Here is a 17,408-nt window from a genome sequence, read left to right on the forward strand (position 1 = left end):
GACACCCCTGCATCATACCAAGAGGGCTTTTTTTGATCAAGTCCCCGGAAAAGCTCCTAACGGGAATGCTCCTTTCATTGAAAACCGAATATCATTCCAGCTTGGTAAACAACAAATGACAACATATAAGCGACTGTTAAGGCAACGCCGATCGACAACAGCATCCATTTCCACGATCCGGTTTCTTTGCGGATCGTCGCTGCTGTCGCTAAACATGGTGTATATAGAAGGACAAACACCATAAAGCTGAAGGCTGACAACGGAGTGAAATGGGAAGCGATCACCGATTTCAATCCGGCCGCCTCATGGACGTGATAAATAATATTCATCGTTGATACAACAACTTCTTTCGCCAAAAAGCCGGTAATTAACGCAGCCCCGGCCTGCCAAGCGCCAAAACCAAGCGGCGCCAACAGCGGCGCAATCATCCCGCCGATGGCCGCCAGCAGGCTGTCATCCATTGAGACCCCAACCCCATGCGGCCCGATATACGTCAACAGCCAAATGGCGACCGAGCCGCCGAAAATAAACGTTCCGGCTTTGCGGACAAACCCTTTCCCTTTCTCCCATGTGCTGCGCCATAATGTGAGCGCCTGCGGCACACGATATGGGGGCAATTCAATGACAAAGAGCGAGCTTTCATTTTTGAATACGGCCGATGAAAACAATTTGGCCAGCCCTAAGGCTACTATGATGCCAAGCACGTAAAGCGAAAAGACGACAAGCGCCTGTTCGCGAACAAAAAACGTCCCCGCAAACAGCGCGTACACCGGCAAGCGGGCGGAGCACGACATAAACGGCAACAGCAACATCGTCAACAACCGTTCTTTCGGCTGCTCGATCGTGCGCGCCGCCATCACTCCGGGAACGTTGCAGCCAAAGCCGATAATCATCGGAATAAATGCTTTGCCGTTTAACCCAATCGCTTCCATGATTCGATCCATCACCATCGCCACACGCGCCATATAGCCGGAGTCTTCCAACAATGAAATGAAAAAGAACAAAATGAAAATTTGCGGCACAAACACGAGCACACCGCCGACCCCGGCGACAATGCCATCCAACACAAGCGCTTCGATAAACGGCGACGCTCCTGCCCAATCAAGCAAACGCGACAGCCAGTCGGTGAGCGGCCCGGAGAAAAAGGCGTCAAGCCGATCGGCAAGCGGCGTGCCGAGCCAGTTGAACGTGAGCATAAACACGATATACATCAGCGCCAAAAAAATCGGCAGCCCAGCATAACGGTTTGTCACCACCGCGTCGATTTTTTCCGTTAGCGTCAGCGGCTTTGGCGCAAACTCGATGGCCGCCGCCGCGATCGTTTCGCTGATCCAGCGGTCGCGCGCTTCATAAATACGCTTAGCCACCGGGCAGCCAAGCGCCTGTTCCGTCTCCGCGCGAATCGCTACAAGCAGTGACAAATCGCAACGGTTGCGCAAATAAGCGGCGATGCGCTCGTTTCCTTCTAGAAATTGCACCGCCATCCAGCGTTTATCTCCCGGCACGTCATCGGGAAGTTGCTCGGCAATGCGGCGGATCGCGCGTTCCACTTCGATGCCGTAATCAATAAAAATGCGGGAATGGCGTCCGTCTTTTGTCGACAAAATGGTGTGCGATAACTCCTTTATCCCCTTTCCCGTCCGCGCGATGACCGGAACAACCGGGACGCCGAGATGGCGTGACAGCTTGGCGGCATCGATGTTGATGCCGCGCTTTTCTGCGACATCGACCATGTTCAAAGCGATGATGAGCGGCCGGCCAAATTCCAATAGCTGAACCGTCAAATGCAAGTTGCGCTTGAGTTGCGACGCGTCAACGATATTGACGATCACTGAACACGGCTCGGTCAATAAGAAATCAGTCGCCACTCCTTCATCGCGGGACAGCGGTTGGAGCGAGTAAAGGCCGGGCAAATCAACGACCGGCACGCCGTGCTGGCGAAGCACTCCTACTTTCTTCTCGACCGTTACCCCGCTCCAGTTGCCAACATATTCATAAGAGCCGGTTAAACAGTTAAACAATGACGTTTTTCCAGTATTGGGGTTGCCAAACAGCGCTACGTACGCCATCATTTCACCTCAATCGCCGACGCTTCTTTGCGCCGCAAGCCGATGGCCTGTCCATCGACTTCGACCATCACCGGCCCGCCAAACGGCATCGCGGCTTTTAACCGCACCATTTTTCCTTCTTTGACCCCTAGATGAAGAAGACGCTGTTTCAGTGCCTCATTGTCAACAGCCAAACGGACGACGACCGCTGTCTCTCCTTTATGCAAATCGGTCAGCAACATCGTCTTTCCCCCTATTTCCCTGTCTACGCTTATTGATGCCAATAATGATTCTTTTTCTCAATTCCTATCATAGCACAACTGAAGAAAAAGGGAGTGAATTTTTTCACAGCGACTCCATATTGTCAACGTTTCTTCAAAATTTGGCGATTCATTAGTTGAACTTTTCAAAAAAATGTATATAATTTCTTGTATATCTTTCCCATCTTTGTTCAAGGAGTGAGTACAGTGAATACACTAGGAAAAATCAGCAACGTTGTCGGCAATACGTTTGCGATCTGGGTGCTTCTGTTCGGCGCGCTCGCTTTTTTCGTTCCCGGCGCGTTTACGTGGATCGCCCCGTATATTGTGCCGCTGTTAGGCATCGTGATGTTTGGGATGGGATTGACACTTTCAGCAGATGATTTCAAAGAAGTATTCAAACGTCCGCTTGATGTGTTGATCGGCGTCGTTGCCCAGTTTCTGATCATGCCCCTTGTCGCGTTTTTGCTCGCTTACTTTCTGCCGGTTTCGCGTGAAGTGGCGCTCGGCATTATTTTAGTCGGCTGCTGCCCGGGCGGAACGGCGTCCAACGTCATGACGTATTTGGCAAAAGGAGATACGGCGCTGTCGGTCGCCGTCACGTCTGTTTCGACGATTTTAGCGCCGATTTTGACGCCTTCGCTCATTTTGCTTTTCGCCGGGAAATGGCTGTCCGTATCGGCCGCGGCTTTGTTTTGGTCGATCGTCAAAGTCGTGCTCATTCCGATCGTTTTGGGCCTCATCGCCTAGGCGCTGTTCCAAAAGCAAGTCAAAGCATGCATCCCGGCGCTGCCGCTCGTTTCGGTCATCGCCATCGTGGCCATCGTCGCCGCCGTCGTCGGGCAAAACCAAGCGGCCATTGCCAAAAGCGGACTGCTCATCTTCCTTATTGTCGTGGCTCATAACGGGTTGGGCTTGTTGCTTGGGTATTGGTTTGCCAAACTGTTTCGCCTGTCACCGCCCAAACAAAAGGCGATTTCCATCGAAGTCGGCATGCAAAATTCCGGGCTTGGCGCGGCCTTGGCGACCGCCCATTTTTCGCCGCTCGCCGCCGTTCCGAGCGCCATTTTCAGCGTCTGGCACAATATTTCCGGTCCGATGGTCGCCACATACTTCCGCAAACAAGCGGATCGCCAACCACCGGATGGCAAGACGGTTTCCGCCTAACCTTCCCTCTTGCGCCTTGTCCAACGGCAGGAAACAAAAAAGCGGCCTCCCGGCAGAAACGCTCGTCTTCCGGGTGCCGCTTTTTGTTCACCGCCATGCTCAAGCGGCCAGGCGCTATTCAGACAACGCTCCATTTGCCATCGTCCCTTCAAACGGAAACACCATTCGCCCCGCCAGTTCGGGGAAATCAATGAACGGGTTGCGGTTGCCTTGGATGAAAAAAATCGCGCTGTTGCGATGATGTTCATACACCGTCGGCGGAAATTGCTCGTGCCAACGGACAAGGAGCGGAATATCGATTTTGCGCCGAAACGGCTTGGCGATCGCCTTCGGATAGCGAAGCAGAAAGTACAGCATGGCCCTTGCCGCCGTCCCTTTGCCGTACTCCGGCTCGAAATAGCCGTTATAGACAACGCCGCAACGGTTTTGCACTTGCTCGTCGGGGTCTTCCGGATTGTAAAACGGAAAATCCGCATACGGAAAATTCGACCGCATCGTGTTGCACTCCGGCTGGCAGACGAACAAATGATGCAAATCGCCTTTCATCGGTTCGCGGGCGCCAAACCACGACTGCGGCACGACATGTTCGGCATTGAATTTCCATTGCTGCTCGATCGTTTTCACCCGCTCGTGCACATCGCCGAGCCCATGCTTCATGTTTTTCAACAACTGGCGAAATTCATCATAGCGCCGTTTCATCGTTTCGACATCTTGGACGATCAACATCTTCGGGTCTTTTCGCTCGCCGGAGTACAAGCTTCGCACCGTTCCGTCCGGCTGCAAGTCGACCCATGTGTACAAATATTCGTCCTTGCTGAAAAAATACGGCAGCCGCCGCTTATGGGTGCGCGCCACCAGTTCGTGATAGCGGACAAACAACATCCATCCGTCCCCATCAAGCGGCAGATGACGATAATATCGGGCGCGCGCCCTCTCATCTTCGGCGGCCTGGTAATACGCGTCCTCCAGAGCGAGCCGCTCGTGCAACGGCTCGAGCTGCGCGACCACATCTTCCGTTTGCCATCGGCTGAGCTCGTCAAGCTGCCGTTCCGTCTCCCCCATCGCCGCTCCCCTCTCTTCCTTTTTCTTTTAGTGTATCACGAAAGGAGGAGAGGCGACAGCAGCGCTAATGCAAAAGAAATGACGTGGCGCCGAACAAAACGGCGGCGATGCCGGCGGCGATGAGCGACGGAACCAGCTTCGTGCGCGCATACTCGATCACCGGCAAATCCAAAATGGTGCACAGCGTCACGGTATTGTCGCTGAGCGGCGACGCGAACGCCCCGAACGTCCCGCTCGCAAACACCGCGCCGATGACCGGCAAAATGTTCGCTCCTGACTGGCTCGCGAGCGTTACGCCAAGCGGCATCAACATCCCCCACGTCCCCCACGACGAGCCGATGAAATAGGAAATGACGGCGCCAAGCAAAAACAAAATCGGGGCGACAAAAAACGGCGGAATCCATTCTTTAACATGGCCCGTAATGTATTGCGAAAACCCTAAATCCTCCGCCACAGCTGACAGCGCCCAAATGAGCGCCAGCATCAAAATGACAGACATAAGTTCATTGCCGCCCTTGACAAAATGAGTCAACAAATCCGTCAAGCGAAACCGCTGCCAAAGGAAGAACGCAACGGTGATCATGACCGTAAACAAAAGCGCCTCCAACATCGCCCCGAGCGCATCGCTTTGCAAAAACGCCTCCCAAAACGTTCTCGCCCCGCGGTGACCGTCCCACCAGCTTAAAAACAACGTCAAAACGAGCACGATCGAAAGGGGAACGATCAAATTCCAGGGCTTGACCGGCGTTTCTTTTTGATACGCGCGCGGGCATGTCTGCATCGCGTCTCCTTCTTCCCCTTGCGCTTCGTTGGGCGGATGGTCAGCCGGTCGCTGTTCTTCCGCCATTTCGAGCGCCAAACGCGGATCCCAACGCTCGATCGGCTTTCCCCCCCGCTCTTTGCTGATCTCCGCCTGTTTTTTGCGCGAGTAGACAAAAAAGCTGTAGTACAGCCCGACGGCGAGAATGGCATACGAGAAAAAGTTAAACGGAATGCTGCGGACGTACACGATGTACGGCTCCGCCCCGATGCCGGCCGTATCAAGCGCCTTGTCGATGACCGACACCATATAGCCGACGAACGCGGTGGCAATTGGGATGAGCGCGACAACCGGGTTGGAGGTCACCTCAATGGCAAAGCCGATTTGCTGGGACGACAGCCCAAGCCGTTTGCGCAGCGCCTTCATGATCGGCGCGACGGTGACGATGCGAAAATCAGGGTCGCTAAACGTCACCATCGTCGAGATCCACGTCAGCAGCATGGCCGCTTTGGCCGATTTCACTTTTTGGCTGACGAGATGGACGAACCCTTTGATTCCCCCGGTATATTTGATCATGCTGACAAGACCGGCAAACACGTATAAAAACATGATGATGCGAATGTTGTTCGTCTGCATCAAGTTATCGACGACGTAATGAAGCATCGTTCGCAATCCGCCGAGCAGCGACGGCGTCAATAAATAGCTTCCGACCAACAGCCCGACAAACAGACCGGGAATCACTTGCTTCGTCCAAATCGAAACGGGAATGACAACGAGAAACGGCAACAGCGCTCTCCACGACGGCTCCATACACTACCACTCCTTTCTTTCTAAAATTATGGGAATGATTTCTCGTTTCTATTCAGCCCGCCATCAATCTTTGTCGCTCGCGCCCAAATGTGAACCATACTTCGCTGCCGCTTCCCGTTCGGCTAAGGGACGGTCCTACTGCCGGCGCCAAACGTTCTGCGATGAATACAAGCTTCAGCGCAAGACGCGTTTCCCATAGCGATGAAAAAGCGGCCAAAGCTGCCCATTTAGACAGCCTTGACCGCTTCCGTTCCCGCCACAGGCGGCAACGCCATGACGTGGAGCGTCACTTCCGGCTTCGAGCCGATCCGGATGTTCACTCCCGTTTGCCCAAGCCCTTCGTTGATATAAAACGGTTTTCCTTCCCATTCATGATAACCTTTGATCATGTTCCGCTCGGTGAGCGTTTTGCTCATTTTCGCCAAATGGTACGGCTTCGGCCAATGAATTTGCCCGCCGTGGAAATGACCCGACAGCAAGTAATCAAAATGATAATCTTTCATATGCGGCACGATGTCTGGATCGTGCGTCAACACGAGGTTGATGCCGTCTTTCACGCCGGCGTATGCCTTTTTGATGTCGCTGCGCCCCGTGTAAAAATCATCGATGCCAATGATATTGACGGTTTGACCGTTGACCGTGATCGTTTTCGTCTCGTTTTGCAAGACGGTGCAGCCGTGCGCCTCAAGCGTCGCTCTCAAGCGCTCAAACGCTTCACCTTGAAGCACGTAATCATGGTTGCCAAACACCGCATACATGCCGTACGTCGGTTTCAATGCATTGAGCGCAGCCAAATACGGACCGAGCTTGGCGATGCTTTCCTCACGGTCCAAAAAGTCGCCCGTCAACGCGATCAAATCGATCGCTTCGTCTTTCAGCTTGTTGTATACATCGTCCGGGGTGATTGACAGTTTTTCAAGATGCAAATCCGACAGCTGCAAAATCCGAAGGGCTCCGTCCCCACCCTCTGGACAGCCGCCGACTTGGACTTTATGCAAAACCGCTTCATACGTGTTGCGGTGGGCTTTACGAATGATGAAAGCAAGCAATAACAAGATGGCAAGAACGCCAAAAAAGATGGTCATCGTCTTCTCTCCTCCCTCGATACCCATTATAGTGAAATGGAGGAGAGAAGAAAGAGGGAGTTAGTGGATAAGATGGCAACCGTAGAGCGAAACCAGCTTTTCTTTTGACATCACCAAATACTTCGGCGGGCGGACGCGAAAAATGAAACGTCGCGTCGTCCGCCATTCCCCTCCACGACATATTCAAGCCGGGATTCACCATTGATCAAGGAAAACAGCAGGTTTGCCCCTGCCCTCCAAGCCAACTTTTTCCACAGCCCATTGTTTTGAAAGGTAGGATTTTCACGAACGCCTCCGAAAATGGGCGTTCATTTGCCCTTTTAACATTCGCTCGCGCAGCTCTTTCGTCATCTCTTGACGAATTTCCCAAGTCGATACACCTTCCTCGCGTTGATTAGCAATTTTCATCAACTGCTCCACATCGGCGAATGAATATTTGCGAGTTCCTTTGGAACGGTCAGGGAACACCAGCTTCCGTTCCTCGTAATAACGAATTTGCCGCTGCGACAGCCCGGTCAGTTCGCTGACGACACCGATCGAAATGACTTTTTTATACTTGTAATGATCCTCTTGTAGATGAGCAGTCATCTTCCTCACCTCTATACGTTACATTTTCTAACGCAATTATACAAAAAATCATGGTATCTCGTTAATTTTTGTAAATAAAATTAACACATTTTTTAAATTTCCTGTAAATGTGCTTAACACATTCGCTGTACACTAAAGAAAAAGGTGGTATCGTAAAGGTAAAAACAGGGAGGGAGCGACATGGGGAAATGGATGCAACAGGCAGTAAAACAACAAAAACAGTTTTATATTAACCACCTGCTGCGAGTGGGTTTGACCGATGATCCAGCACAGCTCGAACACTGGACGATAGAGGAATTGCGCCGCGAATACGAACGATTTAGACCCATTTGGACCATGAAAGGGGGCCAGTTCCATGAACGAAAAAGCGCTCGAGCTGGCGAAACGCATCATTGAGCTCGATCTGCAGCGCGACGCCATGTTTGAACAGCTGATTCAACTGGTCGGAAACCGCGCTGAGGAGCTGCTCCGCTTTTTCCAAAACCGACTTTAAAACAACGCTAGAAGGTTGTTGGAAATCAGTGGTTTCCTTTGGTCGATGAATAAAAGTGCATTGTTGCAAGGCCTAGTTGAGAAACAACTTTGAGAAGCGATTGCGCGAGTCAATCACCAACCTCCTAAACAGGTGGGCTAGCGGACGATGTCGGTTGACCACCAACGAACAACCGCCCCACAAACAGAAGGTGTCCCCACCCTACATCGTTAAGGGACACCTTCGCTGATGGCCGTTATTCGTTGACAGAAAGCGTTACGTCAATATTGCCGCGGACCGCTTTCGAATACGGGCAGATTTGATGAGCAGCATGCACCAAGTCTTCAGCCGTTGGGCGATCAACGCCTAGCACACGCACTTCGAGAGCAACCGCCAGCTGAAACCCACCATCTGCTTCGTCTTTGCCAAGCACCACCCGAGCGGTCACTTCCGTACCATCGGTTTTGATCTTTTTTTGGCGAATCACTAAATTCAATGCGCTGTCAAAGCAAGCAGCATATCCCGCCGCAAACAATTGCTCAGGATTGGTCGCACCACCCGGTCCTCCGAGTTCTTTCGGCATTTTCACCTCGAGAGAAAGGATCCCATCGTCGGACACTACCTTTCCGTTTCTCCCACCATGAGCTGTGACGGACGTTGAGTAAATCGATTGCATCCTCCAGCACCTCTCTTCCTAAAATTTAATTTTGCGCAACTTAATTTTAAACAATACAAATTTAAAAAGCAAGTCTCTCCTCCTCACGAACTGGTTTGCGCCATTTCGAGCCGTTGAAGCAGCGAACGCAACAAAGGCAACAATTGATTCCACTCCTCACTAGGAAGTCCCACTCGTTCTGCAATGGCTTGCGGTATGCATTGCGCTTCTGCTTTTAATTTGTCGCCTTTTTCCGTTAGCGTGATGTGGACGACTCGTTCATCTTCCACCGAGCGCGACCGATGAATGAGTCCATTTTCCTCCATTCTCTTTAACATCGGTGTTAGCGTGCCGGAATCTAAATACAATCGTCGACCTAACTCCTTCACTGTTGATTCCCCCTTCTCCCATAACACCAAAAGCACTAAATATTGCGGATATGTAATTTCAAGCTTTTCAAGCAACGGACGATAAAGTTTGGTCAATTCGCGCGAACAAGCATAAATCGCAAAACAAAGCTGATCGTCAAGTCGCAATGCATCGTTGTACTTCATCAACCATTCCTCCATGATTCAACTTTTTTATGCCCTCCTTTGTTCATTATACGTTGATCTGCACCACAACTGAAAAGGAAATCACTGCCCTTTGAAAATTCATCGCACAACGAACCGATCAATTCCCCAATGATCCCTTCATCAATGGGAAAATGAGCGAAAACGAGGACCGACGCAACCAAGCTTTTCGAATTGAGAAATGACATTGTAAAGCCGGATCGAAACGAAGCAAGACCGCACTATTCCTCTTCGATCACTGTCTCCCTAGTTTTTCATGAAGGTGAAGCAAAACTATCTTTTCCACCTTGTTTCATCCGCATAAACACGAAAAGGTGTCCCTAAGCTCCGGACACCTTTTCGCTGTCTGTTGTTTGATTGCAGCCTTTTATCCAGATCGCTCCACCATACCGTTCGCACGGGGGACATCCTCAACCGCCTGCGCTTGTAAACGGCGCGCCGTCAGCATAGCCCCTCCAAGAACAATGGCAAACAGCCAAAATCCGTATGCCGGGGAACCGAGCCACTGTTTCATCGCCCCGAGCACGTTCGGCAGCAAAAACCCTCCCAACCCACCGGCCGCCCCGACGATGCCGGTCAGCAATCCGACTTCTTTCGGAAACCAAGTTGGAACGACTTGGAACAAGGCACCGTTTGCCGCACCAAAGCAAAGGAAAAGAATGACCATCAATCCAAACACGATAAAAAGGGGTGGCAATGCGCCGATGAACGCAAGCAAAACCGCTCATCGCCACCATCAGTGAATCGGCCGCGAAGCAAGCAATTCATCGATGATTCGTGAATAATGGTCAACGCGCCGTTCGAGCTCATCGACTTGCTTCTCCAACTGCGTCATATATTGCCGGAACGTAATCGGCACCCCGTGCCGCTGTTCAAGCCGCTTCTCGATTTGCTGCCGCTCGCCGCAGACGGACACGAAAATGCGCATCTCGCGGCCAAACACCTCGCGCACCGTCTCGCCGATCAGTTCGCCGTATCTGATTTGCAGCCATTCACATTGAATCTCGTTCACGCATTCGATAATCAGCCAGTCTTCATCCACCGTCGCGGACGTCGACGCGAACCAAGCATCAAAAGAGGCGCCAGACAATTTTTGCGCGAGCTTAGCTTTGACCTGCTCCCACAAATGTTCCTTCACCACTCCTCCTCCTTCCGCTAAAAAATAGGCCACACTCAACAGTGACAGAGCGAAACGATGCAAAACGAAGAATTCATGATGAGAAAACATGACTTTGCGTCGGGCTATGGGCGAAGTTCACCATTCGCTCCCCTAGAAGGCGGATCAAAACCTCTTGAGCATCCCCCTTCTTCCCTATTCGTTCGGCTGCCAAAGATGCTCACGCAATGCGCTGCGAATGTCATCCGGAATCCGTTCAGGACGTCCCGTCTCAAAATTGAAATTGACATACACCGCCCGTCCTTTGGCGCAAACCGCCCCGTTTTGATGGATTTCCTCATAAATCGTCAGGCTTGTGTTGCCAATACGTTCAATACCGGTGTACACTGTCACATCTTGTCCGTAATACATTTGATGGACATAATCGACTTCCATGCGAATGATTACCATCCGCCAGCGCCGAAACGACAAATCCGGCGTAAACAGTTTGAAAATTTCATGCCGACCGGCTTCAAACCAAACAGGCACCGTCGTGTTGTTAATATGACCGACACCGTCCGTTTCCGACACGCGCGGCGTGATGACCGTCGTAAACATCCTCTTTCCTCCCTAAAAACACCTCAAATGTATTCCAGTTCGCTGTCGTTCTCTTTTTGTCGAATCGAGACGATTGATGTATATTCGTTCGCTTCAAGAGGCGAAAATTCCTTCTTCACCCGTCAAGAAAATGCGGAAAATGTTGCCTTTTGAGCGAAAAAAGCCGTAAACCCAAACATGGAAAACCACTCTCGCTTTCCAAACAAAAAATACAGGAGCCAAAAACAGCCCCTGTATTTCTTCCTTATTCTTGGTTCGGCTCGACGATCGTCCCGGCAAGCGCGGCTTCGTAAATCGCGCGGATGTCGGCTTCCAACAGCGGCAGCGGGCTGCGGGCGAGCAGCCGTTTCTGTTGAACGGCATCTTTCGTCAAGCTTTCTAGCGCACTTTCCGGGATGCCGAATTCACCCAGCGTCTTCGGAATGCCGACGTCGGCGACGATGCGCTCGAGCTCCTCGACGCACCGATACGACGCTTCCACTTCGGACAAAAAGCTCGAGTTGCCGCCGAGCGCGTTTAAAATATCAGCCATTCGTTTCGTGCAGCTTTGACGGATGTAGCCCATCACATACGGCAAAAGCACGGCGTTCGATTCGCCATGGGCGATATGAAACTGCCCGCCGAGCGGATACGCGAGCGCATGCACGCCGGCCACCCCGGCGTTGAAAAACGCCAAACCCGCTAGGTAACTACCGTTCGCCATATCCGTGCGCGCCTGTTTGTCCGTTCCGTTTTCCACCGCTTTGCGCAATGAGCGAGAAATGAGGCGCATGGCCGCGATCGCCAACCCATCCGATGTCGGGCTCGCGTTGACCGACACGTACGCTTCGACCGCATGGGTGAGCGCATCAATCCCGGTTGCGGCCGTCACCCGCGGCGGAACGGAAACAGTCAGCTGCGGATCGACGATGGCCACATCAGCCAACAAGTAATCGTGCGTCACGACATCTTTTGTCGTTTCTAAGGACAAGACAGAGATATTCGTCACTTCCGACCCGGTGCCCGATGTCGTCGGAATCAAAATTTTCGGCAGCCCTTTTTTCTCGAGCGCCCGCGTTCCCGTCAAGTTTAGGTAGTCGGCAACCGAACCGTCATGCACCGCCAAAACAGCGGCCAGTTTTGCCAAATCGAGCGCGCTGCCGCCACCGACGCCGATGACAAGATCGAACTCCCCATCACGGGCAAACGCCACCGCCTTTTCCCCTGTCGCAAGCGGCGGCTCGGGCACAACATCGGTATAGACGTGCACGCTGTACCCTGCTTGCCGGAGCGGAGACGTCACTTGCTCGACAAGGCCGATTTTCTCAAGCATTGGGTCAGTAATCACTAAAATTTGTTTCGCTCCCAACCGCTTCACTTCCGGAACCAAATGCTTAAGCGCCCCCCAGCCGACATGGCTGAGCGGCGGAAACACAATGCGGGCTACGGTCATGGTTCTCCCCATCCTTTCTATTCGTTGATCAAACAGCGCCATTTAGAAGGTTGGTGAAAAACCACTGTTTTCCTTGATCAATGATTGAACGTGTAAACATCAGGGCTGATGGAACAAGTTTTTTCTACTTGAGAAACGATTGGGAAAAGCGGTTGAGCAAGTAAATCACCGGCCTTTTAGACACTCGCTCAAAACGACGCGACCCGCTTTTTCCATCAGACAAATGCAAGGGCTAATTTAGCGGCTCTGCGCCTCCTCCAGCTCCCGCTTCAGTTCCTCGACAAGCTCCATCGCCGGAAGTTCCCGCGCCAGCCGGTATCCCTCTCCAGCCCAAAGCGACATCCGCTCCGGATCGCCCGCCTTGGCGGCGGCAGCACGCAGCGGCTTCGTCATATGGTGCACGTGCGGATACGCCGCCGGCGCTAGATCGCGATATTCGACCATAAAACCGTTCGCCAGCCCGCGCGCCGGCCGGCCGGTAAACGCCCGTGTCACAGCCGTTTCGGTAAACCGCGGATCGGCAAGCGCTTGCTTATGGAGCGGATGCGCCCCGCTTTCCGGGCAGCGCAAAAACGCCGTCCCAAGCTGCACCGCGCTCGCCCCTGCTTTGAGCGCCGCGGCAATGCCGCGCCCGTCCATGATCCCGCCCGCCGCCACAATCGGGAGCCGAACCGAAGCGCGCACGTCGACCAACAGCGGGAACAACGCGATCGCCTCATCCTGCTTTGGATCGTTGCGAAACGACGCGCGATGCCCGCCCGCTTCCGCCCCTTGCACACAAAGGGCGTCCGCGCCGGCTTCAGATGCAATGTGGGCCTCTTCCACCGATGTCACCGTCACGATCACAAACACCCCTGCTTTCTGCAAGGCGGCAATCACCGCTTTGTCCGGGCAGCCAAACGTAAAGCTCGCGACCGGCACCTGCTCCTGAAGCAGCACATCCAGTTTCGCTTCCCAATCATCATCCTCCCACTTCGACTCGCCGACCGCCACCCCAAGCCGCTCGGCCTCGACATCCAGCACAGCGCGGTAGCGTTCGAGCGCCTTTTCATCCACCGTTTTATCCCCCGGCACAAACACATTCACCCCAAACGGACGATCCGTTAGCGCCCGCAGCTTGTGAATTTCTGCCCTCATCGCTTCCGCCGTCTTGTACCCGCCAGCCAAAAACCCAAGCCCTCCGGCGTTCGACACCGCCGCGGCCAGCTCGGGCGTTGACACGCCGCCCGCCATCGGCGCCTGGATGATGGGGACGGGAAGTGTAGAGAACATGATTGATCTCCCCTCTCCTATCCGTAACTGCCGTATCTTCGTTGACTTCCCTTTACTCTTTCGTGCTCCGCGCAGGGAATTCCTGCCTCTTAGCGAATCAATATGTCTAGAAGGACGGTGATGTAAGGGGAAATGTTGCTCCTAACCGCGTTTCTCAAGTTAAAAAACCCGCCGACACCGTAACCTTATCCCTTTCGGCTGCTCGCCCATCGAGCGAAGCAGTTGTTTTTCCCCAGCCTCCTAAACTTTTTTGAATGTCTAGCCCCTCCCCTTTCCCGTTCTCCTTTCGACAGGCCTAGCTGAGCATCTTGCCTGATTGCCTGAACAAACAAAAAACTCCCCAAACCGCCAATGGGTTCGAGGAAGTTTTGCCGTCACGGGCGAAACGCCTTTAATCTTTTCGATAGTTCCTTTGTCTGAGGGTAAACCTCACGGTAAATGGCGAACAGCTCTTTGTATTTCGCCACCGCATCCGACCGCGGTTCGACGATGGAATCGACTTGTTTGAACACGTCAGCACATTGCTTGAGCGAATCAAACCAGCCGACGCCGCAGGCGGCGATCATCGCGGCGCCCAGTCCCGGCCCTTGTTCGTTTTTCAGTTTTTCCACCGGGATGCCGAAAATATCGGCTTGGATTTGCAGCCACTCAGCACTTTTCGCCCCGCCGCCGATCGACACGACCGAATCGATCGTTTTGCCGCTCGCTTTGATGATCTCCACCGACTCGTTGAGTGAGAACGTAATGCCTTCGATGACCGCGCGGGCGAAATCCCATTTCGTCTGCGCCGAATCCACGCCGACAAACGACCCGCGAATATCGGCGTCGGCATAAGGCGTCCGCTCGCCGACCAAATATGGCGTAAACAACAAGCCGTTGGCGCCAATCGGCGACTCAGCAGCGCGCTTGACGATCTCGGCAAACGACACGTCCTCGGCAAACGTCCGCTTCCACCAGTCAAAGCTGTAGCCCGCCGCCAGCGTCACTCCCATAATATAGTAGGCGTTCGGCTCGGCATGGTTGAAGTAGTGCACTCGTCCAGCGAAATCCTTTTCCCCGCTTTGCTCATACGCCAAGACGACGCCGGATGTGCCGATGCTTGACATCATCTTCCCTTCCGCCAAAATGCCGGCGCCCACCGCGCCGCAAGCGTTGTCCGCCCCGCCGGCGAACACGTTCACCGATGCCGGCAGCCCGGTCTGTTCCGCCACCTCCGGACGCAGCGTCCCGACCCATGCCGTCGCCTCAACAAGCGGCGGGCAAAGCGAAAGGTCGACATCCACCGCCCGGGCGATCTCCTCGCTCCATGTTTTCTTTTCGATATCCAGCAACAGCGTCCCCGCCGCATCGGATACATCCATCGCGATGTGCCCGGTCAAACGGAAACGGACATAGTCTTTGGGCAATAAAAACGTCCGCGCCCGCTCATACAGCTCGGGTTCATGGTTTTTCACCCACAACAGTTTCGGCAGCGTAAACCCTTCGAGCGCCTCATTTTTCGCCGCCGCAAGCAGCGTCTCTCGACCGACTTTCGCTTCAATTTCCCGGCACTCGGCTGTCGTTCGTGTGTCGTTCCATAAAATCGCGTTGCGCACGACGTTCCCGTCGCCATCAAGCAGCACAAGCCCGTGCATTTGCCCGGAAAAACTCAAGCCCACAACCGACTCCGGAGAAATGCCCGCCGTTTCCCAAACGCGGCGCAACGCCGTAATCGTCTTCTCCACCCAATCGTCCGGGCGCTGCTCGCTATAGCCGGAATGCGGCTGGTAGAGGGGATAAGACTCGGTCCATTCCCCTCTGACTTGCCCATTGCGGTCGACAAGCAACACTTTCACCGCACTTGTTCCTAAATCAACGCCAATGACATATTCCACGCTCATCCCTCTTTCACGAACGAGATCCACTCGGCACGCTGACTTCGAGCAAATATTGATTCAGCAACGTTTTCAAGCGCTCAAGACGGCCGGACGTATTGCGAATGTCGCCAAGCTGCAAGGCGTATTGCTCCAGCTTGTGGAAGTCCGCCGTTCCTTCGACGATCTCGCGGCCAATGCCTTCCGTATAGCTTTTGTACCGCTCTTCGATGAATTGTTCAAACACGCGGTCTTCCAGCAAGCGATGGGCGACTTTTAAACCGATCGCAAAGCTGTCCATCCCAGCGATATGAGCGTAGAACAAATCTTCCGGTTCGAACGAGCCTCTCCGCACTTTCGCATCAAAGTTCAAGCCGCCGCGCCCAAGGCCGCCGTTTTGCAAAATTTCATACATCGCCAACGTCGTCGTATACAAATCCGTCGGGAATTCGTCCGTATCCCAGCCAAGCAGCGTATCACCTTGGTTCGCATCGACCGAACCGAGCATACCGTGGATGCGGGCGACGCGCAGCTCATGTTCAAACGTATGGCCCGCCAACGTCGCATGGTTCGCTTCGATGTTGAATTTGAAGTAATCCTTGAGCCCGTACGTTTGCAAGAACGCCAGCGCCGTAGCCACGTCAAAATCGTATTGATGCTTCGTCGGCTCTTTCGGCTTCGGCTCGATCAAAAACTGGCCATCAAAGCCGATCTCTTTCGCATAGTCGACCGCTATACGCAAGAAGCGGGCCAAATTGTCAAGCTCGAGTTTCATATCCGTGTTCAGCAGCGTCTCATACCCTTCCCGGCCGCCCCAGAACACGTAGTTTTCCGCCCCGAGCCGCTTCGCGATCTCCAGCCCTTTTTTCACTTTCGCCGCCGCATAGGCGAACACGTCAGCGTTGCACGACGTCGCCGCCCCGTGAACGAAGCGCGGATGGCTGAACAAGTTCGCCGTATTCCAAAGCAGCTTCGTTTTGCTTGTTTTCATGTATTCTTCAATCATATCGACAATTTCATCCAAATTTTTGTACGTCTCGCTGAGCGTTTCCCCTTCTGGAGCGATGTCGACGTCATGGAAGCAGAAAAACGGAACGTTCAGCTTTTCAAACAGCTCAAACGCCGCCTCGACGCGCGCCTTCGCCAGATCCATGCCGCTGTACTTATTCCATGGACGAATCATATTGCCGACGCCAAAAGGATCCAACCCATCCCCCGTAAACGTATGCCAATACGCCACTGAAAAGCGCAAATGTTCCTCCATTGTTTTGTCGTCGACTTTTTCTTCTGGATTGTAAAACTTAAACGCCAACGGATTGCGCGACTCCGGCCCTTCATACGCAATATTGCCTATATTTGAAAAATAAGCCATGTCTAGGTCCCCCTTCATTATGAATCAAGTTCAATCAGCGAAAATGGCTTGCTTCGGTTTTATTATAACGCTTTCATATTTGTTTGTCTATCATATAAACAAAGTATTTTCACCTGTAAAACCACAACTATGTTAATTGAAGTTTTACAGGGGGATGGGGATAAGGTCCCTCCATACACACTCTAGACGTTACCGTTTTTTTTTATTACGTAACTGTAGATGAGCAAATTTGCTAACATAAATTGACAACTAAACAAAAAAGGAGACATGAACCCGATTCCTTGGT

Annotated in this window: 17 protein-coding genes and 1 pseudogene; 3 read left to right on the forward strand and 15 right to left on the reverse strand. The window is 53.0% G+C overall.

Annotated features, from left to right (window positions below; all coding sequences use genetic code 11):
* Positions 1–74: 74 nt before the first annotated feature.
* Together feoB and B4113_RS10495 are read right to left on the reverse strand one after the other, a co-directional pair.
* The gene (gene feoB, locus B4113_RS10490; RefSeq protein ID WP_033021549.1) at positions 75–2,069 is read right to left on the reverse strand and encodes a ferrous iron transport protein B; all 1,995 of its coding nucleotides are present in this window, start codon (positions 2,067–2,069) and stop codon (positions 75–77) included.
* Positions 2,069–2,290 (reverse strand): FeoA family protein, encoded by a 222-nt coding sequence (locus tag B4113_RS10495; protein WP_033021547.1) that lies wholly within the window; start codon positions 2,288–2,290, stop codon positions 2,069–2,071. The genes feoB and B4113_RS10495 overlap by 1 nt, the downstream gene beginning before the upstream one ends.
* A 225-nt stretch (positions 2,291–2,515) precedes the next feature.
* Between B4113_RS10495 and B4113_RS10500 the strand changes: the two are divergent.
* Positions 2,516–3,475: pseudogene (locus B4113_RS10500) on the forward strand (bile acid:sodium symporter family protein).
* A gap of 114 nt (positions 3,476–3,589) precedes the next feature.
* Here the strand turns inward: B4113_RS10500 and B4113_RS10505 are convergent.
* The 4 genes from B4113_RS10505 to B4113_RS10520 form a co-directional block, all read right to left on the reverse strand.
* Positions 3,590–4,537, reverse strand: a complete 948-nt coding sequence (locus tag B4113_RS10505) for an endonuclease I family protein (protein WP_061912484.1) — start codon at positions 4,535–4,537, stop codon at positions 3,590–3,592.
* Positions 4,538–4,601: 64 nt separating this feature from the next.
* Positions 4,602–6,107: a Na+/H+ antiporter NhaC family protein gene (locus B4113_RS10510; protein ID WP_033017764.1), complete on the reverse strand. Its 1,506-nt coding sequence runs from the start codon at positions 6,105–6,107 to the stop codon at positions 4,602–4,604.
* Positions 6,108–6,334: 227 nt separating this feature from the next.
* Positions 6,335–7,192 (reverse strand): metallophosphoesterase, encoded by an 858-nt coding sequence (locus B4113_RS10515; protein ID WP_033017765.1) that lies wholly within the window; start codon positions 7,190–7,192, stop codon positions 6,335–6,337.
* A gap of 282 nt (positions 7,193–7,474) precedes the next feature.
* Positions 7,475–7,780 carry a MerR family transcriptional regulator gene (locus B4113_RS10520; protein WP_033843804.1) on the reverse strand — a complete coding sequence of 102 codons (306 nt, stop codon included), beginning with the start codon at positions 7,778–7,780 and terminating at the stop codon, positions 7,475–7,477.
* 180 nt (positions 7,781–7,960) lie between these two features.
* On the opposite strand from B4113_RS10520, the gene B4113_RS18820 reads away from it, so the two are divergent.
* Complete coding sequence (locus tag B4113_RS18820; RefSeq protein WP_081897210.1) at positions 7,961–8,176, forward strand: Fur-regulated basic protein FbpA; 216 nt, start codon at positions 7,961–7,963, stop codon at positions 8,174–8,176.
* Entirely contained in the window at positions 8,136–8,273 is a 138-nt protein-coding gene (locus tag B4113_RS20120; protein ID WP_165570902.1) for a hypothetical protein, read from the forward strand. The genes B4113_RS18820 and B4113_RS20120 overlap by 41 nt, the downstream gene beginning before the upstream one ends.
* A gap of 235 nt (positions 8,274–8,508) precedes the next feature.
* On the opposite strand, the gene B4113_RS10525 is transcribed toward B4113_RS20120, so the two are convergent.
* From B4113_RS10525 to xylA, 9 genes are all read right to left on the reverse strand, one after another.
* Positions 8,509–8,928, reverse strand: coding sequence for an organic hydroperoxide resistance protein (locus B4113_RS10525; RefSeq protein WP_033843803.1), 420 nt, complete (start codon positions 8,926–8,928; stop codon positions 8,509–8,511).
* An 83-nt stretch (positions 8,929–9,011) separates the two neighbouring features.
* A complete protein-coding gene (locus tag B4113_RS10530) occupies positions 9,012–9,461 on the reverse strand; it encodes a MarR family winged helix-turn-helix transcriptional regulator (RefSeq protein ID WP_033844902.1) in 450 nt (149 codons plus the stop codon).
* 385 nt (positions 9,462–9,846) lie between these two features.
* Entirely contained in the window at positions 9,847–10,197 is a 351-nt protein-coding gene (locus B4113_RS10535; RefSeq protein WP_033843802.1) for a hypothetical protein, read from the reverse strand.
* An 18-nt stretch (positions 10,198–10,215) separates the two neighbouring features.
* A complete protein-coding gene (locus tag B4113_RS10540) occupies positions 10,216–10,617 on the reverse strand; it encodes a DnaA N-terminal domain-containing protein (protein WP_231559832.1) in 402 nt (133 codons plus the stop codon).
* Between the two features lie 174 nt (positions 10,618–10,791).
* A complete protein-coding gene (locus B4113_RS10545) occupies positions 10,792–11,193 on the reverse strand; it encodes a thioesterase family protein (RefSeq protein ID WP_033843800.1) in 402 nt (133 codons plus the stop codon).
* Positions 11,194–11,437: 244 nt separating this feature from the next.
* Entirely contained in the window at positions 11,438–12,625 is a 1,188-nt protein-coding gene (locus B4113_RS10550) for an iron-containing alcohol dehydrogenase (protein ID WP_033843798.1), read from the reverse strand.
* A 237-nt stretch (positions 12,626–12,862) separates the two neighbouring features.
* The gene (locus tag B4113_RS10555; protein ID WP_033843797.1) at positions 12,863–13,897 is read right to left on the reverse strand and encodes a nitronate monooxygenase; all 1,035 of its coding nucleotides are present in this window, start codon (positions 13,895–13,897) and stop codon (positions 12,863–12,865) included.
* Between the two features lie 374 nt (positions 13,898–14,271).
* On the reverse strand, positions 14,272–15,771 hold the full coding sequence (xylB, locus tag B4113_RS10560) for a xylulokinase (protein WP_033843796.1): 1,500 nt from the start codon (positions 15,769–15,771) through the stop codon (positions 14,272–14,274).
* A gap of 13 nt (positions 15,772–15,784) precedes the next feature.
* On the reverse strand, positions 15,785–17,122 hold the full coding sequence (gene xylA, locus B4113_RS10565) for a xylose isomerase (RefSeq protein WP_033843795.1): 1,338 nt from the start codon (positions 17,120–17,122) through the stop codon (positions 15,785–15,787).
* Between the last annotated feature and the right edge of the window lie 286 nt (positions 17,123–17,408).

Origin of the sequence: Geobacillus sp. B4113_201601, assembly GCF_001587475.1 — a bacterium.
Classification (GTDB): Bacteria; Bacillota; Bacilli; order Bacillales; family Anoxybacillaceae; genus Geobacillus; species Geobacillus icigianus.

Coding starts and splice junctions, on each gene's coding strand:
- B4113_RS10515 (WP_033017765.1), bottom strand. CDS start 7,192: ATGACCATCTTTTTTGGCGTTCTTGCCATCTTGTTATTGCTTGCTTTC.
- B4113_RS10495 (WP_033021547.1), bottom strand. CDS start 2,290: ATGTTGCTGACCGATTTGCATAAAGGAGAGACAGCGGTCGTCGTCCGT.
- B4113_RS10505 (WP_061912484.1), bottom strand. CDS start 4,537: ATGGGGGAGACGGAACGGCAGCTTGACGAGCTCAGCCGATGGCAAACG.
- xylA (WP_033843795.1), bottom strand. CDS start 17,122: ATGGCTTATTTTTCAAATATAGGCAATATTGCGTATGAAGGGCCGGAG.
- B4113_RS10545 (WP_033843800.1), bottom strand. CDS start 11,193: ATGTTTACGACGGTCATCACGCCGCGCGTGTCGGAAACGGACGGTGTC.
- B4113_RS10520 (WP_033843804.1), bottom strand. CDS start 7,780: ATGACTGCTCATCTACAAGAGGATCATTACAAGTATAAAAAAGTCATT.
- B4113_RS10550 (WP_033843798.1), bottom strand. CDS start 12,625: ATGACCGTAGCCCGCATTGTGTTTCCGCCGCTCAGCCATGTCGGCTGG.
- B4113_RS18820 (WP_081897210.1), top strand. CDS start 7,961: ATGGGGAAATGGATGCAACAGGCAGTAAAACAACAAAAACAGTTTTAT.
- B4113_RS10525 (WP_033843803.1), bottom strand. CDS start 8,928: ATGCAATCGATTTACTCAACGTCCGTCACAGCTCATGGTGGGAGAAAC.
- B4113_RS10510 (WP_033017764.1), bottom strand. CDS start 6,107: ATGGAGCCGTCGTGGAGAGCGCTGTTGCCGTTTCTCGTTGTCATTCCC.
- B4113_RS10530 (WP_033844902.1), bottom strand. CDS start 9,461: ATGAAGTACAACGATGCATTGCGACTTGACGATCAGCTTTGTTTTGCG.
- B4113_RS20120 (WP_165570902.1), top strand. CDS start 8,136: ATGAACGAAAAAGCGCTCGAGCTGGCGAAACGCATCATTGAGCTCGAT.
- feoB (WP_033021549.1), bottom strand. CDS start 2,069: ATGGCGTACGTAGCGCTGTTTGGCAACCCCAATACTGGAAAAACGTCA.
- B4113_RS10555 (WP_033843797.1), bottom strand. CDS start 13,897: ATGTTCTCTACACTTCCCGTCCCCATCATCCAGGCGCCGATGGCGGGC.